The following is a 26,610-nucleotide window of genomic DNA, read 5'->3' as shown; positions in this document are numbered from 1 at the left end:
CCGCGCCCCGGAGACCTCAGGCATTCAGCACAAACTTCTCGATCGCCCGCGCCACGCCGTCCTCGGCGTTGCTGCTGGTGACAAACTGCGCCACCGCCTTCAGCTCTTCAATCGCATTGCCCATCGCCACGCCAACGCCGGCGTACTCGATCATCGCGGTATCATTGGCCTGATCGCCCAGCGTCATCACGTTTTCCCGCGCAATGCCCAGGTGATCGGCCAGCATTTTCACCCCGGCGCCTTTATCCACCTGCTTATGCAGAATTTCCAGATAGTACGGCGAGCTTTTCAACAGCGTATAGCGCGCCTGCGCTTCGGCAGGAATGCGCGCAATCGCCGCATCCAGCAGCGCCGGTTCGTCGATCATCATCACTTTTGGGAAGCGCATCTGGCGATCCATCTCCTCCACGCTGCGATATTTCAGCGGAATACCGGTCAGGGCGGACTCATGCACGGTATATTTGCCGATGTCTTTGTTCGGGGTGTACAGCGTATCGAAATCGAACGCATGGAAGTGCACGCCCAGCTCGCGCGCCAGCTGTTCGAAGTATAAATAGTCCTCAAAGCCCAGCGTTTCCTGCAGGACGCAGGCGCCGTCGGCCGCCTGTAACACCAGCGCACCGTTATAGGTAATGCAGTAATCGTTAGCGCCCTGAATATCCAGCTGACGCAGGTAGTCCTGCACGCCAACGTAAGGCCGGCCGGTCGCCAGCACCACGTGCACGCCCCGGCGGCGCGCGGCCTCGATCGCCTGCTTTACCGCCGGCGTAATCTGGTGCTGCGGATTGAGCAGCGTGCCGTCCATATCAATTGCAATCAGTTCAATAGCCATGCGCCGTTCCCCACTGTTTTTTTGTCATGCTAACGCGTTTCAGCCCGGCTTGTCAGCGTGAAAAAAGCCGAAAAAAAATCCGCGCGGGTCGCCCGGCGCGGATTTTATCGTGCTGCTGACGGTTAGATATCGATGTTCGCCGCTTTCAGGGCGTTCTCTTCGATAAAGGCGCGACGAGGTTCAACCGCATCGCCCATCAGGGTGGTGAACAGCTGGTCCGCCGCAATCGCATCCTTGACGCTGACGCGCAGCATGCGGCGGTTTTCCGGATCCATGGTGGTTTCCCACAGCTGCTCGGCGTTCATCTCGCCCAGACCTTTATAACGCTGTACCGCCAGGCCGCGACGCGACTCTTTCACCAGCCACTCCAGCGCTTTTTCGAAGCTGTCGACCGGCTGACGACGTTCGCCGCGTTCGATAAACGCGCCTTCTTCAATCAGGCCGCGCAGCTTCTCGCCCAGCTGGCAAATCTTGCGGTATTCGCCGCCGTGAATAAAGTCAAAGTCCAGCAGGTAGTCGGTATCCACGCCGTGGGTGCGGATACGCAGCGCCGGTTCGAACATCTGACGTTCACGGTTTTCATAGATTTCAAAGCTGTAGCTGCTGCCGTGCTGCTCATTGTCGTTCAGCAGGCTGGCCAGCGATTCGATCCAGCTCTGCACTTTCGCGCGGTCGCCGAGATCCTCTTCCGCCAGCGTCGGCTGATAGATCAGGTTGTTCAGCAGGGCGCGCGGGTAGCGGCGCTCCATACGGGCAATCAGCTTCTGCACGCTGTTGTGCTCAGACACCAGTTTTTCCAGCGCTTCACCCGACAGCGCCGGCGCATCTGGGTTGGTGTGCAGGGTGGCGCCGTCCAGCGCGATGGCGATCTGGTACTGGTCCATCGCGTCATCATCTTTAATGTACTGTTCCTGCTTGCCTTTCTTCACCTTGTACAGCGGCGGCTGGGCAATGAACACGTGACCGCGCTCAATGATTTCCGGCATCTGACGGTAGAAGAAGGTCAACAGCAGCGTACGGATGTGCGAGCCGTCGACGTCAGCATCGGTCATGATGATGATGCTGTGGTAACGCAGCTTGTCCGGGTTGTACTCATCGCGGCCGATGCCGCAACCCAGCGCGGTGATCAGGGTGGCAACTTCCTGCGAAGAGAGCATCTTGTCGAAGCGCGCTTTCTCCACGTTGAGGATTTTACCCTTCAGCGGCAGAATCGCCTGGTTTCTGCGGTTGCGCCCCTGCTTGGCAGAGCCGCCCGCGGAGTCCCCTTCCACCAGGTACAGTTCGGACAGCGCCGGGTCGCGTTCCTGGCAGTCCGCCAGCTTGCCCGGCAGGCCGGCCAGATCCAGCGCTCCTTTACGGCGCGTCATCTCACGCGCTTTACGCGCCGCTTCACGCGCGCGCGCCGCGTCGATGATTTTACCCACAACGATTTTCGCATCGCCCGGGTTTTCCAGCAGGTATTCGCTCAGCAGTTCGTTCATCTGCTGTTCCACCGCCGATTTCACCTCGGAGGAGACCAGCTTGTCTTTGGTCTGCGAGGAGAACTTCGGATCCGGCACTTTCACCGACACCACGGCGATCAGGCCTTCACGCGCATCGTCGCCGGTGGCGCTGACCTTCGCCTTTTTGCTGTAGCCTTCTTTGTCCATATAGGCGTTCAGCGTACGGGTCATCGCCGCGCGGAAGCCCGCCAGGTGGGTGCCGCCGTCGCGCTGCGGAATATTGTTGGTGAAGCAGTAGATGTTTTCCTGGAAGCCGTCGTTCCACTGCAGCGCCACTTCCACCCCGATGTCGTCCTTCACGGTGGAGAAATAGAACACGTTCGGGTGGATCGGGGTTTTGTTCTTGTTCAGGTATTCGACAAACGCCTTGATGCCGCCTTCGTAGTGGAAGTGGTCCTCTTTGTCGCTGCGCTTGTCTTTCAGACGGATGGACACGCCGGAGTTGAGGAACGACAGTTCGCGCAGGCGTTTCGCCAGGATGTCGTATTCGAACTCCACCACGTTGGTGAAGGTCTGATGGCTCGGCCAGAAACGCACCGTGGTGCCGGTCTGTTCGGTCTCGCCGACCACGGTCAGCGGCGCCTGCGGCTCGCCGTGGCTGTAGGTTTGCTCGTGCACCTGGCCGTCGCGGCGGATCACCAGTTCCAGCTTCTCGGACAGTGCGTTAACCACCGAGACGCCCACGCCGTGCAGGCCGCCGGAAACCTTGTAAGAGTTATCGTCGAACTTACCGCCGGCGTGCAGTACGGTCATGATGACCTGCGCGGCGGAAACGCCTTCCTCCGGGTGGATCCCGGTTGGAATGCCACGGCCGTCATCCTGCACCGACACGGAGTTGTCGGCATGGATGGTGACCTGAATATCACTACAGTGGCCAGCGAGTGCTTCGTCGATAGCGTTGTCCACAACCTCGAATACCATGTGGTGCAGACCGGTGCCGTCATCGGTATCGCCGATATACATGCCCGGGCGCTTACGCACCGCATCCAGCCCTTTTAATACCTTGATACTTGAGGAGTCATAAGAATTCGACATCAACGTTTCTCGCTCATTTTAGTCCTGTGGTTGAACCTCTATTTTACCTTGTTCCACGCGGAACATCTTGCCCTTTTCACCGGCCATGTCGATTACTTGTTCAGCGCTCACCGCGCTGACAAAAACCTGGGCCTGGGTGGCTTTCAGGCGCTCGGCCAGCAACCGGCGACGGCCGGCGTCCAGCTCGGAGGCAAAATCGTCAAGCAGATACAGGCAACGCCGCCCGCTCTGCCGGGTGAGAAACTCACCCTGCGCCAAGCGCAACGCGCACATCAGCAGTTTCAGCTGACCGCGCGATAGTAAATCCTCTACCGGCGTGCCGTCGGCACGTATGCGGAAATCCGCCTTATGCGGCCCCGATGCGGTATAGGTCAGTGCTCTGTCGCGTTCAAACTGACGCTCCAGCAGTTCGCCGTAGCTGCTCTCTTTGTCCCAACCGCGTTGAAACGAAAAGCTGAGGGCGAACTCGGGCAGAAACTGCGCGCAGGTCGCGGTGATATCCGCGGCGATTGCGTCGCTGTAAGCCGCCCGCCATTCGCTGATGCGCTCGGCCAGCGGGATCAGTTCCTGATCCCAGGCACGGATCTGCGCATAGCGGCTCACCTGGCGCAGCGCGGCATTGCGCTGCTTGAGCAACCGCTTCAGGTTGCTCCAGGCGGTGAAAAAACCGGGTTCGTTATGGAAACAGCCCCAGTCAAGGAAAGCGCGCCGGTACTTCGGCCCGCCGTTCAGCAGGGTGAAGCCTTCCGGCGTGATCAGCTGCATCGGCAACAGCTGGGCAAGTTCCGCCACTTTGTGGCCGTCGCTGCCGTCGATGCGCACCTTGCTGTCGCCCTGACGGCTTTTGCTCAGCCCGACCGACAGCTCACGCTCCGCGCCGCGGTCGATGCGGCCGTGCAGCACAAACTCCGCCTGTTCGTGGCGGATCACCCGTCCGGCCTGCAGGCTGCGGAATGCGCGCCCGTGGCCGAGGGTGTACACCGCCTCCAGCACGCTGGTCTTGCCGCTGCCGTTGGCGCCCACCAGGAAGTTAAACCCCGACGCCGGCTCCAGATCCGCCGCTTCAATATTGCGGAAATCTTTAATCAGTAAACGCGTTAATGCCATGCCTATTCTATCACCGGGAAAGTACGCTCAATGTGAGGGCGTTATCGGCGCAGGCAGTTTACGTGCGGACAGCGCGCAGCCACCGGAGCGTACACAGAGTACGTGAGGATGGCGAGCACTGCCCAAGCGTAAAATGGCAAGCAAGATAGCCCGGATATCGATCACAACCGCATTGGCATGACAACATAGGCCGCCGCCTGGCTCGCCGCGTCTTCAATCTGCACGCTGGAGACCGAGTCGGTCAGCAGCAGGCGCACCTCTTCGCACTTCAGCGCGTTCAGCACGTCCAGCACGTAGCTGACGTTGAAGCCGATCTCCATCTCGGTGCCTTCATAGGCCACGTCGAGGATCTCTTCCGCTTCTTCCTGTTCCGGGTTATTGGCGGTGATCTTCAGCTGATTGTGGCTGACGTACAGCCGCACGCCGCGGAACTTCTCGTTCGACAGGATGGCCGCGCGGGCAAACGCCTGCTTCAGCAGATCGCAGCCGGCTTCCAGCGTTTTATCCGGGTTCTTCGGCAATACGCGGCGATAATCCGGGAAACGGCCGTCAACCAGCTTGGAAGTGAAGATAAAGTCGCCGACGTGGGCGCGGATGTTGTTGCTGCCGATCTGCAGCTGCAGCGGCGTATCGCCGCCGTCCAGCAGGCGCACCAGCTCCATCACCCCTTTACGCGGCACGATCACCGAATGCAGCGGCAGCTGCTGCTCAATCGGCATCGCGCAGACCGCCAGCCGGTGGCCGTCGGTGGCGACGGTGCGCAGCTCCGCGCCTTCGGTTTCAAACAGCATGCCGTTCAGGTAATAGCGCACGTCCTGGTGAGCCATGGAGAACTGGGTCGCTTCAATCAGGCGCTTCAGCGTCGCCTGCGGCAGGGTGAACTCCACCTCGCTTTGCCAGTCGTCCAGGTTCGGGAAATCCGCCGCCGGCAGGGTGGACAGCGAGAAGCGGCTGCGCCCGGAGCGCACCAGCATCCGTTCCCCTTCCAGGGTCACGGCGATCTCGGCGCCTTCCGGCAGACCACGGCAGATATCAAAGAATTTACGCGCGGGGACGGTAGTCGCGCCCGCCTCATGGGGTTGGGACAAGGCGACGCGCGCCACCATCTCCATCTCCAGATCGGTACCGGTCAGCAACAGGGAACCTTCCGTCACCTGCAGCAGCAGGTTACCCAGGATCGGCAGCGTTGGGCGGCCGCCCAGCGGGCTGCTCACCTGTTGCAACGGTTTTAGCAGATGCTCACGTTCGACGATAAATTTCATAGCGCTACGAAGATAATGTTCTGATTAAGTTGGAGAAATCTTCTTTGATGTCGTGACTTTCCTCACGCAGCTGCTCAATCTTCCGGCAGGCGTGCAACACCGTGGTATGGTCGCGGCCACCAAACGCATCGCCGATTTCTGGCAGGCTGTGGTTGGTGAGCTCTTTCGCCAGCGCCATCGCCATCTGGCGCGGGCGGGCGACGGAGCGCGAACGCCGTTTTGACAGCAGATCCGCGACTTTAATCTTATAGTATTCCGCCACCGTCTTTTGAATATTGTCGATGGTGACCAGTTTTTCCTGCAGCGCCAGCAGATCGCGCAGCGCTTCACGCACGAAATCGATGGTGATGGCGCGGCCGGTAAAGTTGGCGTTGGCGATCACGCGGTTCAGCGCCCCTTCCAGCTCACGCACGTTGGAACGCAGACGCTTGGCGATGAAAAACGCCACCTCGCCCGGCAGGCGGATGTCGTTCTCGTCGGCCTTTTTCATCAGGATCGCGACGCGCGTTTCCAGCTCCGGCGGCTCAATCGCTACCGTCAGGCCCCAGCCGAAGCGGGACTTCAGGCGATCTTCCACGCCGTTGATCTCTTTCGGATAGCGGTCCGAGGTCAGGATGATCTGTTGATTGCCTTCCAGCAGCGCATTAAAGGTATGGAAGAACTCTTCCTGCGAGCGCTCTTTATTGGCAAAAAACTGGATATCATCGATCAGCAGCGCGTCGACCGAACGGTAGTAACGTTTAAATTCTTCGATCGCGTTGTTCTGCAGGGCCTTGACCATGTCCTGCACAAAGCGCTCCGAGTGCATATAGACCACTTTGGCATTGGCCTTGCGCGCCATAATGCCGTTGCCGACCGCGTGCAGCAGGTGGGTTTTACCCAGACCGGTGCCGCCGTACAGAAACAGCGGGTTATAGGCGCCGCCCGGGTTGTCCGCCACCTGACGCGCCGCCGCGCGCGCCAGCTGGTTCGACTTACCTTCGACGAAGTTATCAAACGTGTGCTTGGGATTCACGTTGGAGCGATAGGACAGCTCCGGCTGCGGGGCCGCGTTGTCCCAGCTTGGCCGTGAAGGCGCGGCCGTGCGCGCCACCGGCGCCGCGGGAGCGCTGCGGCTTTCGGCCACCGTTTCGCTGACGGTTTGGCTGATCGGCTTGCTGCCGACTTCAAAACGCAGCAACGGGGCGTCCGTACCGCAGAAATCGTTCAGCAGTCCGTTGATATTGTTTAAGTATTTATCTCGTACCCAGTCCAGCACGAAACGATTGGGCGCATACAGCGCCAGGGTGTTGTCACTCAGTTCCGCCTGCAAGGGGCGTATCCACATACTAAATTCTGTGGCAGGTAACTCATCCTGCAATCGGGCAAGACACTGCTGCCAAAGCGAAAGTGACACGGCGGACTCCACTCGAACAAGATCAATAATAAAGAAAAGAATCGGGCTACTTTTTTATAACTCATGGTTTTTGACACAGGCCCGGTATCGGCTGACCGCCTGGGGGCATGCGAACCGCCTTTCACGGTTTATCCCTTCTATGCAGCCGTCGCGGCCGGAGGCGGCGCGGCGAATTTCAGGGTCGCCCGGCCACGATCCCGGCATGGGAGATCGCGATCGGAACAACGGATCATAGCGCAAATAAAGCCAGAGATCCTCCCCTTCCTCACAGATTAGATCCATTTTATCCACAGACCCCGGCATGCGGCGATCTTTTCCACAAAATCCGCTCAGTCGCCGCGTTATGTTGCCTGTCAGGGCGCGTTTTTTACACCGGTAACAGGTTATACCCGGTTATCCACCCGCGGATCTGGCGCTTTATCGCCAGGATCGCGCGCGGATCCTTGCGATTTAACCCTGAGTCCGTATAATCTTCGCCCTACGTGTGATGCCTGGTTCCTTCATGGTGCGTTATTCGCCAGACGGGATTCTGCGTTGACCACGGGCCAAGCCGGATTTTATGCCGTATTGGCAAGCAACCAGGTAGGCTAACGCAATGTGAATTGACTCAGGACTGTACAATTATTACAATCCCGCCTCTTTATGTATTGCGATTGAGGCGTCGGTCGTCTTCACGCCGAGTAGCCAAACGCGTTTACTGATCAGTAATCAATTTAAGTTTAGGTAGAAATCGCCATGAAACGCACTTTCCAACCGTCCGTATTGAAGCGCAACCGTAGCCACGGTTTCCGTGCTCGTATGGCCACTAAAAATGGTCGTCAAGTTCTGGCCCGCCGTCGTGCGAAAGGCCGTGCTCGTCTGTCTGTTTCTAAGTAATAAAAGCTAACCCTCTGAGTGGTTAAGCTCGCTTTTCCCAGGGAGTTACGTTTGTTAACTCCCACTCATTTCACTTTCGTCTTCCAGCAGCCACAACGGGCCGGCACGCCGCAAATCACCATTCTCGGCCGCCTGAACCAGCTGGGGCATCCCCGCATCGGTCTTACCGTCGCCAAAAAACACGTCAAACGCGCCCATGAACGTAACCGAATCAAACGCCTAACCCGCGAAAGCTTCCGTTTACGTCAGCATGAGCTGCCGCCGATGGATTTTGTCGTGGTGGCGAAAAAAGGGATCGCGGATCTGGATAACCGCGCGTTGACGGAAGCTTTGGAAAAATTATGGCGTCGCCACTGTCGGCAGGCTCGCGCATCCTGATCGGGCTGGTGCGCGGCTACCAGCTCGCCATCAGTCCGCTGCTTGGGCCCCGTTGTCGCTTCCAGCCGACATGTTCTCATTACGCAATTGAGGCATTAAGCAGGTTCGGCATGATAAAAGGCAGTTGGTTGGCAGTGAAACGCGTATTAAAATGCCACCCTTTGAACCCAGGTGGCGATGATCCCGTGCCGCCGAAAACCGACGATAACAGAGAACACTAACGATGGATTCGCAACGCAATCTTCTTCTCATCGCTTTGCTGTTCGTGTCTTTCATGATCTGGCAGGCCTGGCAGACGGACCACGCTCCGCAACCAGCCGCGCAGACCACGACGCAGACCACGAATTCCGCAACCGGTGATGCCACAAGCTCAGGCGTACCAGCCAGCGGCCAGGGTAAACTGATTACCGTTAATACCGACGTGCTGTCGCTGACTATCAACACCCGCGGTGGCGATATCGAGCAGGCTAAACTGTTGGCTTACCCGGATACCCTGGGTTCATCGACTCCATTCCAGCTGCTGGAAACCACCCCGTCGTTTGTTTATCAGGCGCAGAGCGGCCTGACCGGCAAAAACGGCCCGGATAACCCGGCCAACGGCGAGCGTCCTCTGTATCAGAGCGCACAGGACAGCTATACCCTGGCCGACGGTCAGGATGAGCTGCGCATTCCGCTGACCTTTACCGGCAAAGACGGCGCTATCTACACCAAGACCTTTGTGCTTAAGCGCAACCACTACGCGGTTGCCGTCGATTACAATATCGACAACAAGGGCGCCACCCCGCTGGAGCTGACCCTGTTCGGCCAGCTGAAGCAGACCACCGAACTGCCTAAGCACCGCGATACCGGCAGCAGCAACTTTGCGCTGCACACCTTCCGCGGCGCGGCGTACTCCACCAGCGACACCAAGTACGAAAAATATGCGTTTGATAAAGACGAGAACCTGAGCGTCTCCACGCAGGGCGGCTGGGTTGCCATGCTGCAGCAGTACTTCGCCACCGCCTGGGTGCCGGCAACGCAGGGCAACAATACCTTCTATACCGCCAAACTGGGCAATGACCAATCGGCCATCGGCTTCAAGTCTACCCCGGTCGTGGTGCAGCCTGGCGCGCAACAGCAGCTGAACTCAACGCTGTGGGTTGGCCCGGAACTGCAGGACCAGATGGCTGAACTGGCGCCGCATCTTGACCTGACGGTTGATTACGGCTGGCTGTGGTTCATCTCCCAACCGCTGTTCAAGCTGCTGAAGTTCCTGCACAGCTTTATCGGCAACTGGGGCTTCTCGATCATCGTCATCACCTTTATCGTGCGCGGCATCATGTACCCGCTGACCAAAGCGCAGTACACCTCGATGGCCAAAATGCGCATGCTGCAGCCAAAACTGCAGGCGATGCGTGAGCGTATCGGCGACGATAAGCAGCGCATGAGTCAGGAAATGATGGCGCTGTACAAGGCGGAGAAAGTGAACCCGCTGGGCGGCTGTCTGCCTCTGCTGATTCAGATGCCTATCTTCCTGGCGTTGTACTACATGCTGATGGGCTCGGTAGAACTGCGTCACGCGCCGTTCGCCCTGTGGATCCATGACCTGTCGGCGCAGGACCCGTACTACATCCTGCCAATCCTGATGGGCGTGACGATGTTCTTCATCCAGAAGATGTCGCCGACCACCGTGACCGACCCGATGCAGCAGAAGATCATGACCTTTATGCCGGTGATCTTCACCGTGTTCTTCCTGTGGTTCCCGTCCGGTCTGGTGCTGTACTACATCGTCAGCAACCTGGTGACCATCATCCAGCAGCAGCTGATTTATCGCGGCCTGGAAAAACGCGGTCTGCACAGCCGCGACAAGAAAAAAACATAAGCGTATTGTAGGCGTTCGGTTGCCGGACGTTTGCAGTTATCCCAAAAGGCGGTCGCGAGACCGCCTTTTTGTATCTGATATGATCAACAACAGGTTTTAGCAGCGCAGCTGCCCGTTGAAGGATAAAGGTATGAATACCACTGATACCATTGTCGCCCAAGCCACCCCGCCGGGACGCGGCGGCGTCGGCATTCTGCGCATCTCCGGCAAGAAAGCCGCCGAGGTCGCCCAGGTGCTGCTCGGCAAATTGCCCAAGCCGCGCTACGCTGACTACCTGCCGTTCCGCGACGCCGACGGCGCTACCCTCGATCAGGGCATTGCGCTGTGGTTCCCAGGGCCGAATTCATTTACCGGCGAAGACGTGCTGGAGCTGCAGGGCCACGGCGGCCCGGTGATCCTCGATTTGCTGCTTAAGCGCGTGCTGGCGCTGCCCGGCGTGCGCATTGCGCAGCCCGGCGAATTCTCCGAGCGCGCCTTCCTGAACGATAAGCTCGATCTGGCGCAGGCGGAGGCGATTGCCGACCTGATCGACGCCAGCTCCGAGCAGGCGGCACGCTCGGCGATGAACTCGCTGCAGGGCGCTTTTTCCAGCCGTATCCATCAGCTTGTGGAAGCACTTACTAACCTGCGAATCTACGTGGAAGCGGCGATCGACTTTCCGGATGAGGAAATCGACTTCCTGTCGGACGGTAAAATCGAAGCCCAGCTGAACGCGGTGATCGGCGACCTTGACCAGGTGCGTGCCGAAGCGCGCCAGGGCAGCCTGCTGCGTGAAGGCATGAAGGTGGTGATCGCCGGTCGGCCAAATGCCGGAAAATCCAGCCTGCTCAATGCGTTAGCCGGACGTGAGGCGGCCATCGTCACCGATATCGCCGGCACCACCCGCGACGTGTTGCGCGAACATATTCATATCGACGGCATGCCGTTGCATATTATCGATACCGCCGGCCTGCGTGAGGCCAGCGATGAGGTGGAACGTATCGGCATCGAACGCGCCTGGAGCGAGATTGAGCAGGCGGATCGGGTGCTGTTTATGGTGGATGGCACCACCACCGGCGCCACCGAACCCGCCGAGATCTGGCCGGAGTTTATGGCGCGCCTGCCTGATACGCTGCCGATTACCGTGGTGCGTAACAAGGCGGACATCACCGGCGAAGCGCAGGGCATAACAGAAGTGAATGGTCACTCACTTATTCGCCTGTCGGCGCGTACCGGCGACGGTATCGAGGTGCTGCGCGACCATCTGAAGCAGAGTATGGGCTTCACCAGCAATATGGAAGGCGGCTTCCTGGCGCGCCGTCGCCACCTGCAGGCGCTGGAACTGGCGGCGCAGCACCTGCTGCAGGGCCATGAACAGTTAGTGAGCGCTTACGCGGGCGAGCTGCTGGCGGAAGAACTGCGCCAGGCGCAGCTGGCGCTGAGCGAAATCACCGGCGAATTTACCTCCGATGACCTGCTGGGGCGCATTTTCTCCAGCTTCTGCATCGGCAAATAATCCAGCGCGACGCTAACGCCGCGCCAACCAGCGGGAAACGGCAGCCATGAGTGATGAAAAAAACAGTTGGGTTACCGCCAGCGACGTTGCACGCCTGGCGGGGGTTTCGCGCTCCGCCGTTTCACGCACCTTCACCCCCGGCGCGTCGGTCTCTGAAAAGACGCGCCGGCGGGTAGAAGCCGCCGCCGCAGAGCTGGGTTACCAGGTGAATATCATTGCCCGCTCAATGATTACCGGCAGCAGTAATTTCATCGGCCTGGTCACCGCCGGCTTTGATAACCCCTTCCGCAGTAAACTGCTGGCGCCGCTGACGCACCACCTGACCTTACAGGGCTTTATGCCGCTGCTGATTAACGCCGACGATCCCCAGCAATTGGAGCCGCAGCTGCGCGAGCTGTTAAGTTACCACGTCGCGGGCGTGATCCTGACCTCCGGCGCCCCGCCGCTGTCGCTGGCGGAGGCGTATCTGGCGCGTAAAATCCCGGTAACGCTGATCAACCGCCAGGCAGAGCTGGATGGCGCCGATCAGGTCTGCAGCGATAACGACGACGGCGCGCTGCAGGCCGCGCAGCGTTTCATGCAGCACGGGATAAAAAATCCGGGCTTTATCGGCGAAGACGCCTCCTTCAGCAGCCTTCAGCGCCAGCAGGCGTTCACTCGCCGGCTCAGCGAACAGCGGCTGACGGTCACCAGCGTAATCTGCCCGCAGGGGGGCTATCAGGCCGGCTGGGAGGCGGCCGCCACGCTGCTGACGCAGCGGCCGCAGCTTGATGCCCTGTTCTGCGCCACCGATATGCTGGCCATCGGCGCCATGGATTTTATACGCCGTCATCACCCGACGCGCACGCTGCCGATTATCGGCTTCGACGATATCCCGCAGGCAGATTTTGCCGCCTATCAGCTGACTACCCTGCGTCAGGATACCGAGACGCTGGCGCGCACCGCGGTTGAACTGCTGGTTAACCGCATTCGCCACTTCAATCAGCCGGCGGTACGTAAAAGCGTGCCCGTCGAGCTTATCGTGCGAGGATCGGCATAAAACGAAAATTATGTTTTATGCGTGAGCGATCACGGAATAAATTTTTCATCTTCGCCATTATCCTGTAGCAGTCTTTTAACAACACCCTGTTATCATCCATTTTGCACACGAGTGCAAAAGCAGCGGAGGGACAATGACATCAACATCTGAACAGGATATTGCAGCGCGCTACCAGGTTGCCTGCGACGTCGCGCAGCAGGCCGCCGGGTTGGCGTACGATTTTTATCAGCGGCGTCAGCAGCTGGCCGTGGAGCACAAAGGCGGCGATCTGCAGGACGTGGTCAGCCTGGCCGACCGCGAAGTGGAAGCACTGACGCGCCGCCTGATCGCCCAGCACTTTCCTCAGGATGACTTTCTCGGGGAAGAGAGCGGCGGCGGCCACGGCACCGCCCCCTATACCTGGGTGGTGGATCCGATCGACGGAACCGCCTGCTTTCTCAACGGGTTACATACCTGGTGCGTCTCGATCGGCGTGATCTTCAACGGCGATCCGACGATCGGCGTGGTTTACGATCCAAACCATCAGGAAATGTTCCACGCCCGGCGCGGCGGCGGCGCCTTTCTCAACCATACCCCCATCAGCGTGCATCCGGGCCGCTCGCTGCGCGACGGCGTAATGGGCGTCGGCACCTCGCACCGCGTAACGCCGGAAGCGTTTGTGCCCTTTATCAGCCGTCTGCTGCACGCCGGCGGCATGTTTATCCGCAGCGGATCCGGCGCGCTGATGACCGCTCAGGTCGCCGCCGGCCGGCTAATCGGCTATTACGAACCGCATATGAACGCCTGGGACAGCCTGCCCGGCATGCTACTGGTGCAGGAAGCCGGCGGCGTCACTAATGATTTTCTGGCCGACCAGGGATTACAGCAGGGCAACGTGGCGTTAATGGCCAACGCAGAGATTTATTCCCAGCTGCGCGAATTAATTCAGCAAGAGGTTAAATAACCGCTTACCCGATAAAACAGATGGAAAAGCAATTTATTCAGATTATGTGCCCTACAAATTAAAATAGTTAAGGACAGATTTCTCTGCCAACGGAATAACCGCAGAGCGCTTAATCGGCGTGTATTTTGCTAATCCGCCTTATGGAGTGAAATTATGTCTGGTATCTTCGCTTATTTTAAAGCGGCGCCGGCCACGCCTTCCCATGGCCCGCTGAATGAGAAGAAATTCCGCCTCCTGCGCGGTCGGACTTTTCTGGCAATGACGGCGGCTTACGTGATGTTTTACGTTTGCCGTCTCTCCTTCACCGTGGCGAAAAGCGCCCTGGTCGACATCGGCATCACCCCCAGCGAGCTGGGAATGATTGGCTCCGCCCTGTTCTTCTGCTACGCCATCGGCAAGCTGGTGAACGGTTTTCTGGCCGACCATGCCAACGTCGTGCGCTTTATGAGTCTGGGGCTGCTGCTGAGCGCCGGGATGAACGTCATGATGGGGATGACCACCAATGCGCTGCTGCTGACGCTGTTCTGGGGCATCAACGGCTGGGCGCAGTCGATGGGCGTCGGCCCGTGCGCCGTCTCACTGGCGCGCTGGTACGGCAGCAAGGAGCGCGGCACCTTCTACGGCATCTGGTCCACGGCGCATAACATCGGCGAAGCGATAACCTATATGGTTATCGCCGTGGTGATCGCCGCCTTTGGCTGGCATTTCGGTTATTTCACCACCGCGATACTCGGCGTGGTGGGCGTAGTGTTGATCCTACTGTTTATGTGCGATTCGCCGCAAAGCGCCGGCTATCCGCCGATCGGCGTGATCCGCAACGAGCCGGAACCGCTGTCGGAAGATAAAGGCTCGGTGCTGAAAAGTCAGCTGTGGTCGCTGCGTAACCCGGCGCTGTGGACGCTGGCGCTGGCCTCAGCCTTTATGTATATCGACCGTTACGCGGTAAATTCCTGGGGCATCTTCTTTTTACAGCAGGCCAAGCACTACACCACGCTGGAGGCGTCCGGCATTATCGGCGTTAACGCTATTGCCGGCATCGCCGGCACCATTATCGCCGGCATCTTGTCCGACCGTATCTTCCCGCGTAACCGCAGCATCATGGCGGGGGTCATCGGTCTGTTAAACACCGCCGGCTTCGCCCTGATGGTGTGGCTGCCGCGCAACTACTACACCGACGTGCTGTCGATGGTGATCTTCGGCGCGACGATTGGCGCCCTGACCTGTTTCCTCGGCGGTTTAATCGCGGTGGATATCTCCTCGAAGAAAGCGGCCGGCGCTGCGCTCGGCACCATCGGCATTGCCAGCTATGCCGGCGCCGGGTTGGGAGAGTACATCACCGGCGTGATTATCGATCGTACCTCGGTCATTGAGGCGGGAAAAACGCTGTATAATTTCGACACGCTATCGCTATTTTGGATCGCCGCCGGTTTATTTTCCGCCGCGCTGACATTTATTACCGCCGGAATTGTTTATTACCGCCAAACGATAAAAAGACAAACGCAAATATCCCATTAGTAAATAAACAAAAATACGGTTATCTTAATTAAAACTCGCGAGGAATAAATTATGTTGCTTTCGCAAAAGGGATCGTCACGCCTGTTATTTGCCGTGGCGGCCGTCGCCGGTTGGCGTTCTGTGTCCATTATCCGCATCGTTACAGCAGCTGCGCGCGGCGATTGACCCGCCGTAATGGCCCGGTGACGCGGCGCATGACGCGCCGCGTCTTATTCTCGGCTGCACCGTCCGGAAGAAATAAGATAATCCGCATGCGTCTTTTTAGTGAAAGTTCTTAAGGTTATGCCTAATCTAACGCTCCAGCGTTAACATTGACCCCTGTCACGGAGCGAATCATGGCGTGTCATTTTGTCCGATGGAACTCAACCCCCGACGCTCTGGATACCTCCAGACTTTCCGCCGCGCTGATCGCCGATGCCGACGCTTACGCGGAAAAGCGCCGCCAGCGTTTTCTGCAGGGCCGCGTTCTGCTGGCCGAAACCCTGCATCATCTGTACGGCCTGCCCACCCTGCCGCCTATCGCCACCACGCCGACCGGTCGCCCCTGTTTTAGCGACCCGCATCTGCCGGACTTCAGCCTAGCCTATGCCGGTAATACCGTCGGCGTGCTGCTCAGCAATGAGGGCAAAGTCGGGCTGGATATTGAGATGCTGCGCGCACGCAGCGCCAGCCAGAGGCAGCTGCAGCGCCAGTTCCGCAATGCGCCGGAAAGCGCCTGGATCGACGCGCAGGACGATCTGCTGGAAGCAGAAACCCAGCTGTGGAGCATCCGTCAAAGCGTGCTTAAGATCTCCGGATTAGGCAACAGCGGCCATGGAACGCTGACGCTGCACCCGTTTTCCGGCCAGCTGCGCTCCAGCGTCACGCCGCAGGTGCAGGTCATGAGCGATAGCGACGATTATCAAAGCTGGTCGTGCGCCCGCGAGCCGGCGCTGGAGCAGTTGCAGTGCTGGCAGTTTGACCCGCAGTACGGGCTGGAGAAATGCGAAGAAATTTCAGCGCAATCGCCGGCAAACTCCCTACGTTTCATCAAGTTGACCAGCCTGAGTAATTATCATAAAAATAGCAGACTGAAAGAAAAAACAGGCTGAAGCGATCAAAAACACACATTCTCATCGCTATTTTTTCTTGTTTTACCGCAAGAAAAGTGCAGATACGACAAATTCTCACTGTTATCCCTCGGTTATTTGCCATACTATTTAACGGTTGTTCTAAGCTGAATCTGTTCATTCGTCAGGGAGGTAGCATCATGTCAGACCAAGCATTAAACATCGTGACCCTGCTAGGCAGCCTGCGTAAAGGCTCCTATAACGCCATCGTAGCCAATGCGCTGCCCAAACTGGCGCCGCCGGGCATGACTATCGAAGCCTTACCCTCCATTCGTGATATCCCGCTTTATGACGCCGACCTGCAGCAGGAAGAGGGTTTTCCCGCGACGGTTGAAGCGATAGCCGAAAAGATTCGCCAGGCCGACGGCGTCATTATCGTCACGCCGGAATATAACTACTCCGTACCCGGCGGCCTGAAAAACGCCATTGACTGGATTTCACGCCTGCCGAACCAGCCGCTGGCCGGTAAACCGCTGGCGATCCAGACCAGCTCGATGGGGCCGATCGGCGGCGCGCGCTGCCAGTATCACCTGCGGCAGATCATGGTGTTCCTGGATGCGATGGTGATGAACCGGCCAGAATTTATGGGCGGCGTGATTCAAAACAAAGTGGATGAGCAGGCGGGAGAGCTGACCGATCAGGCGACGTTGGAGTTTATACGCAGCCAGTTAGCCGCATTCCGCGATTATATCGCCCAGGTGCGATAAGGCTTCCTTATTGGCGTCTTCAAAATTAAACAACAGAAGACGCCAACAATGGAATGGATACGCCAAAATATTTTTATCTTTCAAATAAATAATTATGTATTTTTTAATTTTAGCCTTATTAGCGGCTTTTAACACCAGTCCTGTCAGCGCCACAGAAATGCATTACCCCGCGGGAGAAGAACCGGTCGAACTGCCGGCAGACAGCCCGCTTCATACCAAGCTCCCCCGCTCGGCACACAGTAAAGAGGACAAGAAAACGGAGGCGATGTCGCTCTATCTGACGCTGATGCGCGAAGACGAGCACAGCATCTGGGCGCCTTACCAACTGGCCGTCTCCTCCGCAGAAAAAGGGCAGACCGAGCTGGCAGAGCGTTATCTGCAGCTCAGCGCCAAACGCGGCCTGTGGTATTACTACAACCTGCTGGAAGAGGACGCGTTCAACACCATTCAGCACGGCAAAACCTACCAGTCAATCCTCGCGCAAACCAAAGCCCGCTATCAACAGCACGCGCAACGGCACGAAGGCAAAGCCAGCTATACGCTGCCGCAGGGGCAGGCGCCGGCCGGCGGCTGGCCGACGGTGGTGTATCTGCACTCCTACGGCAAACAGGCCAACATCAGCGCCGAAGAGAAGCTGATGTTCGGCGCCATGGGCGTGGCCTATATTGAGTTGAACGGTACGCAGATGCTGTCGGAAAACAGTTTCCGCTGGTCAAACTACAGTGATGAAAGCACCCACAATATGGTGCAGCGCACCCTGCACGACCTGACGCCGCAGCTCGGGCTGAACCCGCAGGCGGTGTATCTTTTCGGCCGCGGTCAGGGCGCCCTGCATGCCGCCAATCTGCTGGCAAAATATCCCCAGAGTTATGCCGGCGGCCTGCTGGTGGCGCCGGTGGGCGCGATCAAACCGGCAACGCAGAGCCTGGCCAGTAATAAGCGTATCGTGATCGCTTACTACAAGCGGCAAAAATTTAGTGAACAGGCGGTAGCGCTGGATTTTTCTGAGCTTTTCGGCGCTAAAAATCAGGTGCAGGTGCAACACTTCTCTCAGCCGGAAAGTGCCACACAGGGCTGGCTGATGCGCTTTGCACAACCTTTGGAGTGGATGCTTGGCAAGGAACCAAACGCCGCGCCGGAAGAGTAATCACGACGGGCCGGCGCAGCCTGGCCCGTCTTTCAGCGTTAGTGGCCGTCGATAAAGACGATTTTCAGCACAAACAGCAGCGCCACCACCAGCACGCACGGGCTGATTTCACGCCAGCGGCCGGTGCCCAGCTTCATCACGCAGTAAGCAATAAAGCCCAGCGCGATGCCTTCGGTGATCGAGAAGCTAAACGGCATCATCACCGCCGTCACAAAGGCCGGCACCGCTTCGGTCAGATCGCTCCAGGTAACGCGCGCCAGGCTTGAGGTCATCAGCACCCCGACGTAAATCAGCGCGCCCGCCGCCGCATACGACGGCACCATCCCCGCCAGCGGCGACAGGAAGATCACCAGCAGGAACAGAATACCGGTCACCACCGCGGTTAACCCGGTGCGGCCGCCGACGGAAACGCCGGAGCTGCTTTCAATATAGGCGGTGACGGATGAGGTGCCGACAAAGGAACCGGCGACCGAGCTGATGCTGTCAACGTACAGCGCCTGCTTCATCCGCGGGAACTTGCCTTTTTCATCGGCCAGGCCGGCTTTGTCGGTCACGCCGATCAGGGTGCCGGAGGAGTCGAACAGGTTTACCAGCATAAAGGAGAAGATCACCCCGGCCAGCCCGATATTCAGCGCGCCGGCCAGATCGACCTGGCCCACCACGGAGGTGACGCTCGGCGGCATGGAGAACACGCCGCTATACTGCACATCCCCCAGCGCCCAGCCGATCAGGGTGGTGACCACAATCGACACCAGCACCGCCGCATGGATATTGCGCGAGGCCAGAATGGCGATGATAAAGAAGCCCAGCGCCCCCAGCAGTACGCTGTGGGAAGTCAGGTTGCCGACGGTGACCAGCGTATCGGCGTTGCCCACCACGATGCCGGCGTTTTTCAGCCCCATCATGGCGATAAACAGGCCGATGCCGCTGGTGATGCCGACGCGCAGGCTCAGGGGAATATTGCCGATCATCCAGTAGCGAATGCGGAAAATGGTCAGCAGCAGCAGGCCGACCGCCCCCCAGAAGATGGCGCCCATGCCCACCTGCCATGAGATGCCCATCGCGCCGACCACCACAAAGGCGAAGAAGGCGTTCAGCCCCATCGCCGGCGCCAGCGCCACCGGCAGGTTGGCGAGCAACCCCATAAAAATACTGCCGAACGCGGCGATCAGGCAGGTGGTGACGAACACCGCCTGCGTATCCATCCCTGCCGCGCCCAGGATCTGCGGGTTAACGAACACGATATACACCATGGTCAGGAAGGTGGTGAAGCCGGCAATCGTTTCCGTACGCACCGTGGTGTCATGCTGCTTGAGCTTAAACACGCGCCCAAGCAAGCCTTGTTCAGCAACAAGGCCGGTTACTGGTTTGGTCATTATCAAGAATTCCGAAGAAGGGAACAGAACGGTCTGCGGGCTATCCTATAACAAAAATTCGGCAATTTGACGCCAATCCGCGGTTTTTTTCCGTCTTTCACGGGTGAAAAATGGCTAATCCGTTGATTTATTCGCCGATGCCGCAGCGCATCGGTTAAAGTGGCAACATTGCTACCCGATAAGGATATAACGACGATGAACCAGATTGACTGCATCCTGTTTGACTGCGACGGCACGCTGGTGGACAGCGAAGTGTTGTGCAGCATGGCCTATGTCCATATGTTCGCCCAGCACGGCGTCACGCTGTCCCTGGACGAGATGTTCAAGAAATATAAAGGCATCAAGCTGTATGAGATTATCGATCGGGTAAACGCCGAACACGGCGTTACGCTGGCAAGGGAGGTGCTGGAGCCGCTGTTCCGCCAGGAAGTGGCGCGGCTGTTCGACAGTGAGCTGCAGGAGATCGCCGGCGCGCGCGACCTGCTGGCGCAGATCGTCGTTCCGATCTGCACCGTCTCCAACGGGCCGGTCAGCAAAATGCAGCACTCGCTCGGCCTGACCGGCATGCTCGGCTATTTTGATGACCGGCTGTACAGCGGCTACGATCTGCAGCGTTGGAAGCCGGACCCGGCGGTGATCTATCACGCGGCGCAGCAGATGAACGTGCCGCTGGAACGCTGCATTATGGTGGACGACTCCCCGGCCGGCGCGCAGGCGGGCATCGCCGCCGGCATTCCGGTCTTTTACTTCTGCGCCGATCCGCATAATCCGCCGATCGACCACCCGCTGGTGACCACATTCGACGCGCTGGCGCAGCTGCCGGCGCTGTGGAAACAGCGCGGCTGGCGGCTGACTCGCTAGCCGGCCGCGGCGACCCGGCTGCGCCGCCAGCGCCAGAAGCGCCGCGGCGCTTTACTCTGCGGGCTGAAACGCTTGCCCAGCGCGTTGGCCAGCAGATCGAGCGTCAGACACAGCACAAAGTAGACCAGCGCCACAAACAGGAAGATCTCCATCGGATAGACCATGCTGCGGTTATTCACCTGGGTCGCCAGAAACGTCAGCTCGCCCACGCCAACGATATAGGCCAGCGAGGTGTCTTTAATCAGCGCGATCCACTGGTTGATAAACGACGGCGTCATCATGCGCAGCGCCTGCGGCAGGACGATCAGCCGCAGCGTTTGCCAGAGCGTCAGGCCCAGCGACAGCCCCGCCTGCCACTGGCCGGGGGCAATCGCCAGAATTCCGGCTTTAACCGCATGCGCCAGATAGGCGCCCGCAATCAGCGCCAGCGCGCATACCACGGTGGTGATGGCCGGGATCTCGACGCCGAACACCATCGGCAGCAGGAAGTAAGCCCAGAAGATCAGCATAATCACCGGGATCGCGCGCAAAAAACCCAGCACCGCGGCCAGCAGGCCGGCGGCGACGCCGCGCGACATCGCCAGCAGGGTTCCCAGCACGATGCCGATCAACGCCGAAGCAAGGCCGGCCATCAGGCTGAGCGCCAGCGTCAGCGCCGCGCCGCCCAGTTCGCCATCCGGCCAGGTGCCCCACAGCAGGTAGCCCAGATTGTCGTGAATAACGCTAAAATCCATCTTAGTGTCCCCTCTGCAGCCGCCGCTGCTGGCGCCACAGGCCCCAGCCTTCCAGCAGCGCGATAACCGCAATATACAGCAGCGTCGCCACGCCAAACGCCTGGAAGGTGCGCAACGTTTCGGTCTCCACCTGGCGAGAGGCGTAGGACAGCTCGGCAACGCCGATCGCCATCGTCAGCGAAGAGTTCTTGATCAGATTCATATATTGACCCAGCAGCGGCGGCAGCGCGATAGTCAGCGCCTGCGGCAGCACCACGTAGCGCATCGCCTGCCAGCGGCCCAGGCCCAGCGCGCTGGCCGCCTGCTTTTGTCCCGCGGCCACGCCGCGAATGCCGGCGCGGATCTCTTCGGCAATAAACGCGCCGGAATAGAGCGTCAGCCCGACAAAACCGGCGAGAAACTCAAATGAGGGCCACGTCAGCCAGCCAAGCTGATGCGGCATGTTCAGCCACTGCATGGCGCCGGCAGGCAGGATCTGCCCGGCGGCGAAATACCAGAAAAACAGCTGCACCAGCAGCGGCGTATTGCGAAACAGCGAACAGTAACCGGTGACCAGCCAGCGTAACGGCGCCAGCCCGCTGTCGCGCAGGGCCGCCAACACAAAGCCCAGCAGCGTCGCCGCCGCTCCGGCGCAGGCAGACAGCCACAGCGTCAGCAAAAAACCCTGCCACAGCCAGTGTAAGTACTGCGGCGCCAGCAGCCAGTCCGCGATGGGGGGCAAATTCATGATTATCCTCTGGGCTGAATATGCGCCAAAGGCGCGGTATGCCGCGCCTTTGACTGAAACAACGGCTGCGCCTGCGTCAGGCTTTAGGTTGCTGATCCAGCGGAGCTATTTTAAACGTGCCACGCGGCTGAGCCGATTTGCTGTCCGGGCCGAACCAGCGGTCATAAATCTTCGCCGCTTCGCCGTCCTGCTCCAGCTTGATCAGGGTGTCATTGATGGTCGCCGTCAGGCGCGTTTCCCCTTTGGGAATGCCGATCCCCTGGTACTCTTTGGTGATGCTGAACGGCGAAATTTCAAAGTCGGCCTTTTGTGCCGGCGTCAGGTTGCCGAGCAGGCCCACCAGCTTGGCGTCATCCTGGGTAATCGCCTGCACGTTGCCGTTGCGCAAAGCAACAAAGGCCAGCGGCGTATCGTCGTAAGAGATCACCTTCGCCGTCGGATAGTGCTCGCGCAGCGTAATCTCCTGCACCGTGCCCTTATCGGCGCCGATACGCAGCGTTTTAATATCGTCCGGCGTTTTCAGCACGCCTTTACGGGCGATAAACTTCTGCCCGGTGGCGAAATAGGGCACGCTGAAATTCACCGCTTTCGCCCGCTCATCGGTAATGGTGAAGTTGGCGGCGATCAGATCGACCTTTTTCGACGCCAGCAGCGGGATACGGTTCGCCGGGTTGGTGGCGCGCAGTTCTACCTTCACCCCCAGCGCTTTGCCGATAGCGTCGGCAATATCCACGTCATAGCCCACCAGCTTTTTGCTCTGCGGGTCGATATAGCCGAACGGCGGGTTGCTGTCGAACACGGCAATGCGCACCACGCCGGCCTGCTTAATATCATCCAGCTTATCCGCCTGAGCGGTACCGGCCGCCAGGCTGCTCAGGCTGGCAAGCAGAGTGAATGCTAAAACGCGCGGTTTCATAACGACTCCTAAGTGGTTGATGTCCTGTCGCCAGCTAAGCTAGCAGCCGCCATTTAGGGCTGGAAATAATATAAACAGCTATATTTATAACCATTTTATCTTTGCGGCTATTGCGCGGACGCGGCGCCTCGGATGCCGCGCCCGCACGCCTGATGACCGCGTTATACCAACACGATCTGGCTGTTGCTGAGATAATCCAGAGAAACCCCCACCAACGTGACCTGGTTATCGCCAAAGGTGAACACCACATCGTCGTTGTGCTGCGTCGCATACTGACGGAAATCGCCGCCCTGATCCTGCGGCGTAAAGAATACCAGCCGGTCGCTCTGACCAAAGTTAATCACCTGATCCTGGCCAAACTCACCTTCAAACAGGAAGGTATTGTTCTGGCCGGCACTGTGCATCACGTCGTTGCCCCTGCCGCCGACAAACGTCAGGTTGCCATTGCTGCTGCCCAGTAGAGTGTCATCGCCGTCAAGCCCGAACAGCCAGCGTTGGTTGTCAGCCGCCTGCAGCACATCGTCCGCTTCGCTGCCGATACCGTGCCGGGTGTAATCAACGTGAATATTGCCCACCAGCAGCCCGTCATCTTTCACCTGATAATCCACATACTGCTTGCTGCCGAACGCGCCTTTGCTCTGGCTGCGCAGCGTCTCTACGCTGTTGGCGATGGTGATGGCGCCGGTACTGTCGCGTAAATAGAGGTTTTCTCCGTCATAGGCCACCTGCGTCTTCGCGATCCCCTGTTGTAAAATCAAGGTGTCATGCCCTTCGCCGCCGGAGATATAGTTAAATCCGCCGTCGTCGCGGAAGATATCGTTGCCGGCTCCGCCCTCGAGATAATCATTCCCCCTGCCGCCGCCGATCAGATCGTCCTTGTCCGTACCGATAATAAAGGTCGTACCGGTGTGTTTTTGCGCGTAGAGATTCAGATCCTCCACCCAGGTTTTACCGCGCATCACATCGGAAAGCGTGGAGACCACCACCGTGGAATCCCGATCCATAAACGAATAAAACTCGGAATTAACGATACGCGACAGCCCTTCACCGTAGGTGAACGGGACATGGGATATCCAACTGGGAAGATTTAATATTGATGTCGGCAGCAGCCCCCAGAATTTTGACGCGTAATAGTCGTTAAAATTAACGATATTATTGGTTGCTGACTCATGCGGTTTATCGTGTACCCCCAACGTTGACCAATTAAAATGTGTGCCGTCGAGCACGCGAAATACCGGGTCGTTTTCATAACCGATATTCAGCACCTTGCCGTCACCTTCATGCTGGGTGGGTGAAGCGAAAGCCAGATATTTTGAGTTGGCGTAAAAACCGTCCCAATAGTCTTCGCTTAAAAATGCCAGGCTGTTGGTCGCCAGACCGCCCAGGCTATGGCCGGTGATCGTCACATCCTCGCCGCTCAGACCGTTCGCCGCGGCGAATTTGGCCACATCGCCAAGTAAACGGCCAAAGGCGTTCAAAGCGAAGTTATTCGAGAACGATGCCGGCCCCAGCCCGGCGACCAGATCGTGAATGGCGTCGCCAATGGTGTCGGTAATCAGCGTTTCACGCGGGCCGGTGGTGCCGCGAAAAGCGACGCCCAGGCCGATTAATTTCCCTTCGCTGTCGTATTTGCCCAGCACTTCCGCCTGAGAGGTTTTGTACTTCCAGGATTCACCGTAATAGGTGCCCAGCTTATCGGTTTTTCCCTGATAGCCCAGCTGTTCCGCGCTAATCACCTGCCAACCGGCGGTATTGAGGGTATCCAGCGCCTGCTGTTCGGAATTGGGGTTCCACGGCAGCCCCGGCACAATGCCCTGCGATTGCGAATTGCCAACCAGGGCGGTTAGCAGCGTAAGCGGCAACCCCAGACCGAAACCATAATGCTGATAGCCGTAAGCTAAACCATCATCCAGATTATGATAGCTATACATAGTCATGGCTAATGCATCGGAGAACAATTCCTGCGACTGGGCATCGCTCAATCCTTTATAATTAAAAATACCCATACAAATTCCTTTTTTATTTGTATTTTATATTTCCAACAAAGCTAAGATAACGTTAATCAATTAACGCCTAGGTGGTATGCATGGGGATAGTAATCTACAGCAATCCATAGTGTAAATTATTTTATATGTTCTAATAATTTAAATAAAAACAACAGCGTTAAATATATTATTTAATATTTTTATTTATTTTGCTCGGGACATTTTAGATATAAAAAAGGCGCACCGAGTGCGCCTTTTTCAATTGCGGACAATTATTCACTGTCATCATCCGCTGCGGGCTTTTTGCCGTCCGCCAGCAGCTCATCCAGCGCATCCCCGCCCAGATGGCGGAAATCCTGACCTTTGACAAAGTAGAAGATAAATTCGCAGATGTTCTGGCAGCGGTCGCCGATACGCTCAATGGAGCGGGCGCAGAACAACGCGGTCAGCACGCTGGGAATGGTGCGCGAATCTTCCATCATATAGGTCATCAGCTGGCGTACGATGCCTTCGTACTCCTGATCGACCTTTTTATCTTCCCGGTAGATGCGTATCGCCTCGTCCAGATCCATACGCGCAAAGGCATCCAGCACGTCATGCAGCATCTGTACGGTATGGCGTCCCAGCGACTCCAGGCTCACCAGCAGCGGCTGATGCTGCTGCGAGAACTTCTCCAGCGCGGTGCGGCAAATTTTATCCGCCACGTCGCCGATGCGCTCCAGCTCGGAAATGGTCTTGATGATCGCCATCACCAAACGCAGATCGCTGGCGGTAGGCTGACGCTTGGCAATGATGCGCACGCAGGCCTCATCAATCGCCACCTCCATCATATTGACCTTTTTATCGCCGTCGATCACCCGCTTGGCCAGCTCGCCGTCCTGGTTATGCATCGCGGTAATGGCGTCAGTCAGCTGCTGCTCCACCAGCCCGCCCATCGTCAGCACCTGAGTGCGGATGTGCTCAAGCTCGGCGTTGAACTGTCCAGAAATGTGCTTGTTTAAATTCAGGTTATCCATGATGCATCCTAATCAACCATAACGACCAGTGATGTAATCTTCAGTCTGTTTCTTCTGCGGCGCAGTAAACAGGGTGTCAGTATCGCTAAACTCCACCAGCTCGCCCAGATACATAAAGGCCGTCGAGTCAGAACAGCGCGCCGCCTGTTGCATGTTGTGCGTCACGATCACCACGGTGTAATCCGACTTCAGCTCGCTTATCAGCTCTTCAATCTTGCCGGTGGAGATCGGGTCCAGCGCCGAGCACGGCTCATCCAGCAGCAATACTTCCGGGCGAATGGCGATGCCGCGCGCAATGCACAGACGCTGCTGCTGGCCGCCGGACAGACTGTACCCGCTCTGGTGCAGCTTGTCTTTGGTTTCATTCCACAGCGCCGCCTTGCTCAGCGCCCACTGGACGCGCTCGTCCATATCGGCACGCGACAGCTTTTCAAACAGGCGCACGCCAAAGGCGATGTTGTCGTAAATCGACATCGGGAACGGCGTTGGCTTCTGGAATACCATGCCGACCTTGGCGCGCAGCAGCGCGATATCCTGGTTATCGGTCAAAATGTTCTGCCCATCCAGCAGAATGCCGCCTTCGGCACGCTGCTCCGGATACAGCTGGTACATCTTGTTGAAGGTACGCAGCAGGGTGGATTTGCCACAGCCTGACGGGCCGATAAACGCGGTCACCTTATTTTTGGCGATATCCAGCGTGATGTTTTTCAGCGCGTGGAATTTGCCGTAGTAAAAGTTCAGATCGCGGACCTGAATTTTGCTGCTGGAAGCGAGTTCACTTGTACTCATCA

At 58.2% G+C, this 26,610-nt stretch carries 24 protein-coding genes; 12 read left to right on the top strand and 12 right to left on the bottom strand.

The window, feature by feature from the left end; genetic code table 11:
- Positions 1 to 16 precede the first annotated feature (16 nt).
- The 5 genes from yidA to dnaA form a co-directional block, all read right to left on the bottom strand.
- Positions 17 to 832 (bottom strand): sugar-phosphatase, encoded by an 816-nt coding sequence (gene yidA / locus I6G83_RS07040; protein ID WP_054306084.1) that lies wholly within the window; start codon positions 830 to 832, stop codon positions 17 to 19.
- 122 nt (positions 833 to 954) lie between these two features.
- A complete protein-coding gene (gyrB, locus tag I6G83_RS07035) occupies positions 955 to 3,369 on the bottom strand; it encodes a DNA topoisomerase (ATP-hydrolyzing) subunit B (protein WP_054306083.1) in 2,415 nt (804 codons plus the stop codon).
- Between the two features lie 18 nt (positions 3,370 to 3,387).
- Entirely contained in the window at positions 3,388 to 4,476 is a 1,089-nt protein-coding gene (recF, locus tag I6G83_RS07030) for a DNA replication/repair protein RecF (protein ID WP_054306082.1), read from the bottom strand.
- Between the two features lie 161 nt (positions 4,477 to 4,637).
- Positions 4,638 to 5,738: a DNA polymerase III subunit beta gene (gene dnaN / locus I6G83_RS07025; RefSeq protein WP_015344002.1), complete on the bottom strand. Its 1,101-nt coding sequence runs from the start codon at positions 5,736 to 5,738 to the stop codon at positions 4,638 to 4,640.
- Positions 5,739 to 5,742: 4 nt separating this feature from the next.
- Positions 5,743 to 7,134 carry a chromosomal replication initiator protein DnaA gene (gene dnaA / locus I6G83_RS07020; protein WP_054306081.1) on the bottom strand — a complete coding sequence of 464 codons (1,392 nt, stop codon included), beginning with the start codon at positions 7,132 to 7,134 and terminating at the stop codon, positions 5,743 to 5,745.
- A gap of 735 nt (positions 7,135 to 7,869) precedes the next feature.
- Here dnaA and rpmH point away from each other — a divergent pair.
- The 11 genes from rpmH to I6G83_RS06965 all read left to right on the top strand — a co-directional run bounded on the left by rpmH (position 7,870) and on the right by I6G83_RS06965 (position 18,204).
- Positions 7,870 to 8,010 (top strand): 50S ribosomal protein L34, encoded by a 141-nt coding sequence (gene rpmH, locus I6G83_RS07015; RefSeq protein ID WP_015842368.1) that lies wholly within the window; start codon positions 7,870 to 7,872, stop codon positions 8,008 to 8,010.
- A gap of 18 nt (positions 8,011 to 8,028) precedes the next feature.
- Positions 8,029 to 8,388 (top strand): ribonuclease P protein component, encoded by a 360-nt coding sequence (gene rnpA / locus I6G83_RS07010; protein WP_071823864.1) that lies wholly within the window; start codon positions 8,029 to 8,031, stop codon positions 8,386 to 8,388.
- The gene (yidD, locus tag I6G83_RS07005; RefSeq protein ID WP_015962455.1) at positions 8,352 to 8,609 is read left to right on the top strand and encodes a membrane protein insertion efficiency factor YidD; all 258 of its coding nucleotides are present in this window, start codon (positions 8,352 to 8,354) and stop codon (positions 8,607 to 8,609) included. The genes rnpA and yidD overlap by 37 nt, the downstream gene beginning before the upstream one ends.
- 2 nt (positions 8,610 to 8,611) lie before the next feature.
- On the top strand, positions 8,612 to 10,249 hold the full coding sequence (gene yidC, locus I6G83_RS07000; RefSeq protein WP_015962454.1) for a membrane protein insertase YidC: 1,638 nt from the start codon (positions 8,612 to 8,614) through the stop codon (positions 10,247 to 10,249).
- A gap of 130 nt (positions 10,250 to 10,379) precedes the next feature.
- The gene (gene mnmE, locus I6G83_RS06995) at positions 10,380 to 11,744 is read left to right on the top strand and encodes a tRNA uridine-5-carboxymethylaminomethyl(34) synthesis GTPase MnmE (RefSeq protein WP_015962453.1); all 1,365 of its coding nucleotides are present in this window, start codon (positions 10,380 to 10,382) and stop codon (positions 11,742 to 11,744) included.
- Positions 11,745 to 11,790: 46 nt separating this feature from the next.
- Positions 11,791 to 12,783: a LacI family DNA-binding transcriptional regulator gene (locus I6G83_RS06990; RefSeq protein ID WP_054306080.1), complete on the top strand. Its 993-nt coding sequence runs from the start codon at positions 11,791 to 11,793 to the stop codon at positions 12,781 to 12,783.
- Positions 12,784 to 12,916: 133 nt separating this feature from the next.
- Positions 12,917 to 13,726: an inositol monophosphatase family protein gene (locus I6G83_RS06985; protein WP_054306079.1), complete on the top strand. Its 810-nt coding sequence runs from the start codon at positions 12,917 to 12,919 to the stop codon at positions 13,724 to 13,726.
- Between the two features lie 153 nt (positions 13,727 to 13,879).
- Positions 13,880 to 15,241, top strand: a complete 1,362-nt coding sequence (locus I6G83_RS06980) for an MFS transporter (RefSeq protein ID WP_054306078.1) — start codon at positions 13,880 to 13,882, stop codon at positions 15,239 to 15,241.
- A gap of 335 nt (positions 15,242 to 15,576) precedes the next feature.
- The gene (locus I6G83_RS06975) at positions 15,577 to 16,332 is read left to right on the top strand and encodes a 4'-phosphopantetheinyl transferase family protein (RefSeq protein WP_054306077.1); all 756 of its coding nucleotides are present in this window, start codon (positions 15,577 to 15,579) and stop codon (positions 16,330 to 16,332) included.
- 158 nt (positions 16,333 to 16,490) lie between these two features.
- Positions 16,491 to 17,057, top strand: coding sequence for an NADPH-dependent FMN reductase (locus tag I6G83_RS06970; protein ID WP_054306076.1), 567 nt, complete (start codon positions 16,491 to 16,493; stop codon positions 17,055 to 17,057).
- A 94-nt stretch (positions 17,058 to 17,151) separates the two neighbouring features.
- Entirely contained in the window at positions 17,152 to 18,204 is a 1,053-nt protein-coding gene (locus I6G83_RS06965; RefSeq protein WP_054306075.1) for a hypothetical protein, read from the top strand.
- A gap of 38 nt (positions 18,205 to 18,242) precedes the next feature.
- Here I6G83_RS06965 and I6G83_RS06960 read toward each other — a convergent pair whose 3' ends face one another.
- On the bottom strand, positions 18,243 to 19,580 hold the full coding sequence (locus I6G83_RS06960; protein WP_054306074.1) for an NCS2 family permease: 1,338 nt from the start codon (positions 19,578 to 19,580) through the stop codon (positions 18,243 to 18,245).
- Positions 19,581 to 19,775: 195 nt separating this feature from the next.
- Here I6G83_RS06960 and yieH point away from each other — a divergent pair, with 195 nt between their 5' ends.
- Positions 19,776 to 20,441 carry a 6-phosphogluconate phosphatase gene (gene yieH / locus I6G83_RS06955; protein ID WP_054306073.1) on the top strand — a complete coding sequence of 222 codons (666 nt, stop codon included), beginning with the start codon at positions 19,776 to 19,778 and terminating at the stop codon, positions 20,439 to 20,441.
- Here the strand turns inward: yieH and I6G83_RS06950 are convergent.
- The 6 genes from I6G83_RS06950 to pstB all read right to left on the bottom strand — a co-directional run bounded on the left by I6G83_RS06950 (position 20,438) and on the right by pstB (position 26,608).
- Entirely contained in the window at positions 20,438 to 21,175 is a 738-nt protein-coding gene (locus I6G83_RS06950) for an amino acid ABC transporter permease (protein ID WP_054306072.1), read from the bottom strand. The two genes, yieH and I6G83_RS06950, sit on opposite strands and share 4 nt — an antisense overlap.
- A gap of 1 nt (position 21,176) precedes the next feature.
- Positions 21,177 to 21,902 (bottom strand): amino acid ABC transporter permease, encoded by a 726-nt coding sequence (locus I6G83_RS06945; RefSeq protein ID WP_054306071.1) that lies wholly within the window; start codon positions 21,900 to 21,902, stop codon positions 21,177 to 21,179.
- A 76-nt stretch (positions 21,903 to 21,978) separates the two neighbouring features.
- Positions 21,979 to 22,818, bottom strand: a complete 840-nt coding sequence (locus I6G83_RS06940; RefSeq protein WP_054306070.1) for an ABC transporter substrate-binding protein — start codon at positions 22,816 to 22,818, stop codon at positions 21,979 to 21,981.
- 161 nt (positions 22,819 to 22,979) lie between these two features.
- Positions 22,980 to 24,824: a polyurethane esterase gene (locus tag I6G83_RS06935; protein WP_054306069.1), complete on the bottom strand. Its 1,845-nt coding sequence runs from the start codon at positions 24,822 to 24,824 to the stop codon at positions 22,980 to 22,982.
- Positions 24,825 to 25,075: 251 nt separating this feature from the next.
- Positions 25,076 to 25,819: a phosphate signaling complex protein PhoU gene (phoU, locus tag I6G83_RS06930; RefSeq protein ID WP_054306068.1), complete on the bottom strand. Its 744-nt coding sequence runs from the start codon at positions 25,817 to 25,819 to the stop codon at positions 25,076 to 25,078.
- A gap of 12 nt (positions 25,820 to 25,831) precedes the next feature.
- The gene (pstB, locus tag I6G83_RS06925; RefSeq protein WP_015962442.1) at positions 25,832 to 26,608 is read right to left on the bottom strand and encodes a phosphate ABC transporter ATP-binding protein PstB; all 777 of its coding nucleotides are present in this window, start codon (positions 26,606 to 26,608) and stop codon (positions 25,832 to 25,834) included.
- Between the last annotated feature and the right edge of the window lie 2 nt (positions 26,609 to 26,610).

Source organism: Serratia rubidaea (assembly GCF_016026735.1).
In the GTDB taxonomy this organism is placed as follows: domain Bacteria; phylum Pseudomonadota; class Gammaproteobacteria; order Enterobacterales; family Enterobacteriaceae; genus Serratia_B; species Serratia_B rubidaea.
This window is presented reverse-complemented; position numbering and strand designations above follow the sequence as displayed.

Coding starts and splice junctions, on each gene's coding strand:
- I6G83_RS06960 (WP_054306074.1), bottom strand. CDS start 19,580: ATGACCAAACCAGTAACCGGCCTTGTTGCTGAACAAGGCTTGCTTGGG.
- pstB (WP_015962442.1), bottom strand. CDS start 26,608: ATGAGTACAAGTGAACTCGCTTCCAGCAGCAAAATTCAGGTCCGCGAT.
- yidD (WP_015962455.1), top strand. CDS start 8,352: ATGGCGTCGCCACTGTCGGCAGGCTCGCGCATCCTGATCGGGCTGGTG.
- I6G83_RS06985 (WP_054306079.1), top strand. CDS start 12,917: ATGACATCAACATCTGAACAGGATATTGCAGCGCGCTACCAGGTTGCC.
- yieH (WP_054306073.1), top strand. CDS start 19,776: ATGAACCAGATTGACTGCATCCTGTTTGACTGCGACGGCACGCTGGTG.
- I6G83_RS06950 (WP_054306072.1), bottom strand. CDS start 21,175: ATGGATTTTAGCGTTATTCACGACAATCTGGGCTACCTGCTGTGGGGC.
- phoU (WP_054306068.1), bottom strand. CDS start 25,819: ATGGATAACCTGAATTTAAACAAGCACATTTCTGGACAGTTCAACGCC.
- I6G83_RS06970 (WP_054306076.1), top strand. CDS start 16,491: ATGTCAGACCAAGCATTAAACATCGTGACCCTGCTAGGCAGCCTGCGT.
- rpmH (WP_015842368.1), top strand. CDS start 7,870: ATGAAACGCACTTTCCAACCGTCCGTATTGAAGCGCAACCGTAGCCAC.
- yidC (WP_015962454.1), top strand. CDS start 8,612: ATGGATTCGCAACGCAATCTTCTTCTCATCGCTTTGCTGTTCGTGTCT.
- dnaN (WP_015344002.1), bottom strand. CDS start 5,738: ATGAAATTTATCGTCGAACGTGAGCATCTGCTAAAACCGTTGCAACAG.
- recF (WP_054306082.1), bottom strand. CDS start 4,476: ATGGCATTAACGCGTTTACTGATTAAAGATTTCCGCAATATTGAAGCG.
- I6G83_RS06940 (WP_054306070.1), bottom strand. CDS start 22,818: ATGAAACCGCGCGTTTTAGCATTCACTCTGCTTGCCAGCCTGAGCAGC.
- mnmE (WP_015962453.1), top strand. CDS start 10,380: ATGAATACCACTGATACCATTGTCGCCCAAGCCACCCCGCCGGGACGC.
- I6G83_RS06965 (WP_054306075.1), top strand. CDS start 17,152: ATGTATTTTTTAATTTTAGCCTTATTAGCGGCTTTTAACACCAGTCCT.
- I6G83_RS06980 (WP_054306078.1), top strand. CDS start 13,880: ATGTCTGGTATCTTCGCTTATTTTAAAGCGGCGCCGGCCACGCCTTCC.
- I6G83_RS06975 (WP_054306077.1), top strand. CDS start 15,577: ATGGCGTGTCATTTTGTCCGATGGAACTCAACCCCCGACGCTCTGGAT.
- I6G83_RS06990 (WP_054306080.1), top strand. CDS start 11,791: ATGAGTGATGAAAAAAACAGTTGGGTTACCGCCAGCGACGTTGCACGC.
- yidA (WP_054306084.1), bottom strand. CDS start 832: ATGGCTATTGAACTGATTGCAATTGATATGGACGGCACGCTGCTCAAT.
- gyrB (WP_054306083.1), bottom strand. CDS start 3,369: ATGTCGAATTCTTATGACTCCTCAAGTATCAAGGTATTAAAAGGGCTG.
- I6G83_RS06935 (WP_054306069.1), bottom strand. CDS start 24,824: ATGGGTATTTTTAATTATAAAGGATTGAGCGATGCCCAGTCGCAGGAA.
- I6G83_RS06945 (WP_054306071.1), bottom strand. CDS start 21,902: ATGAATTTGCCCCCCATCGCGGACTGGCTGCTGGCGCCGCAGTACTTA.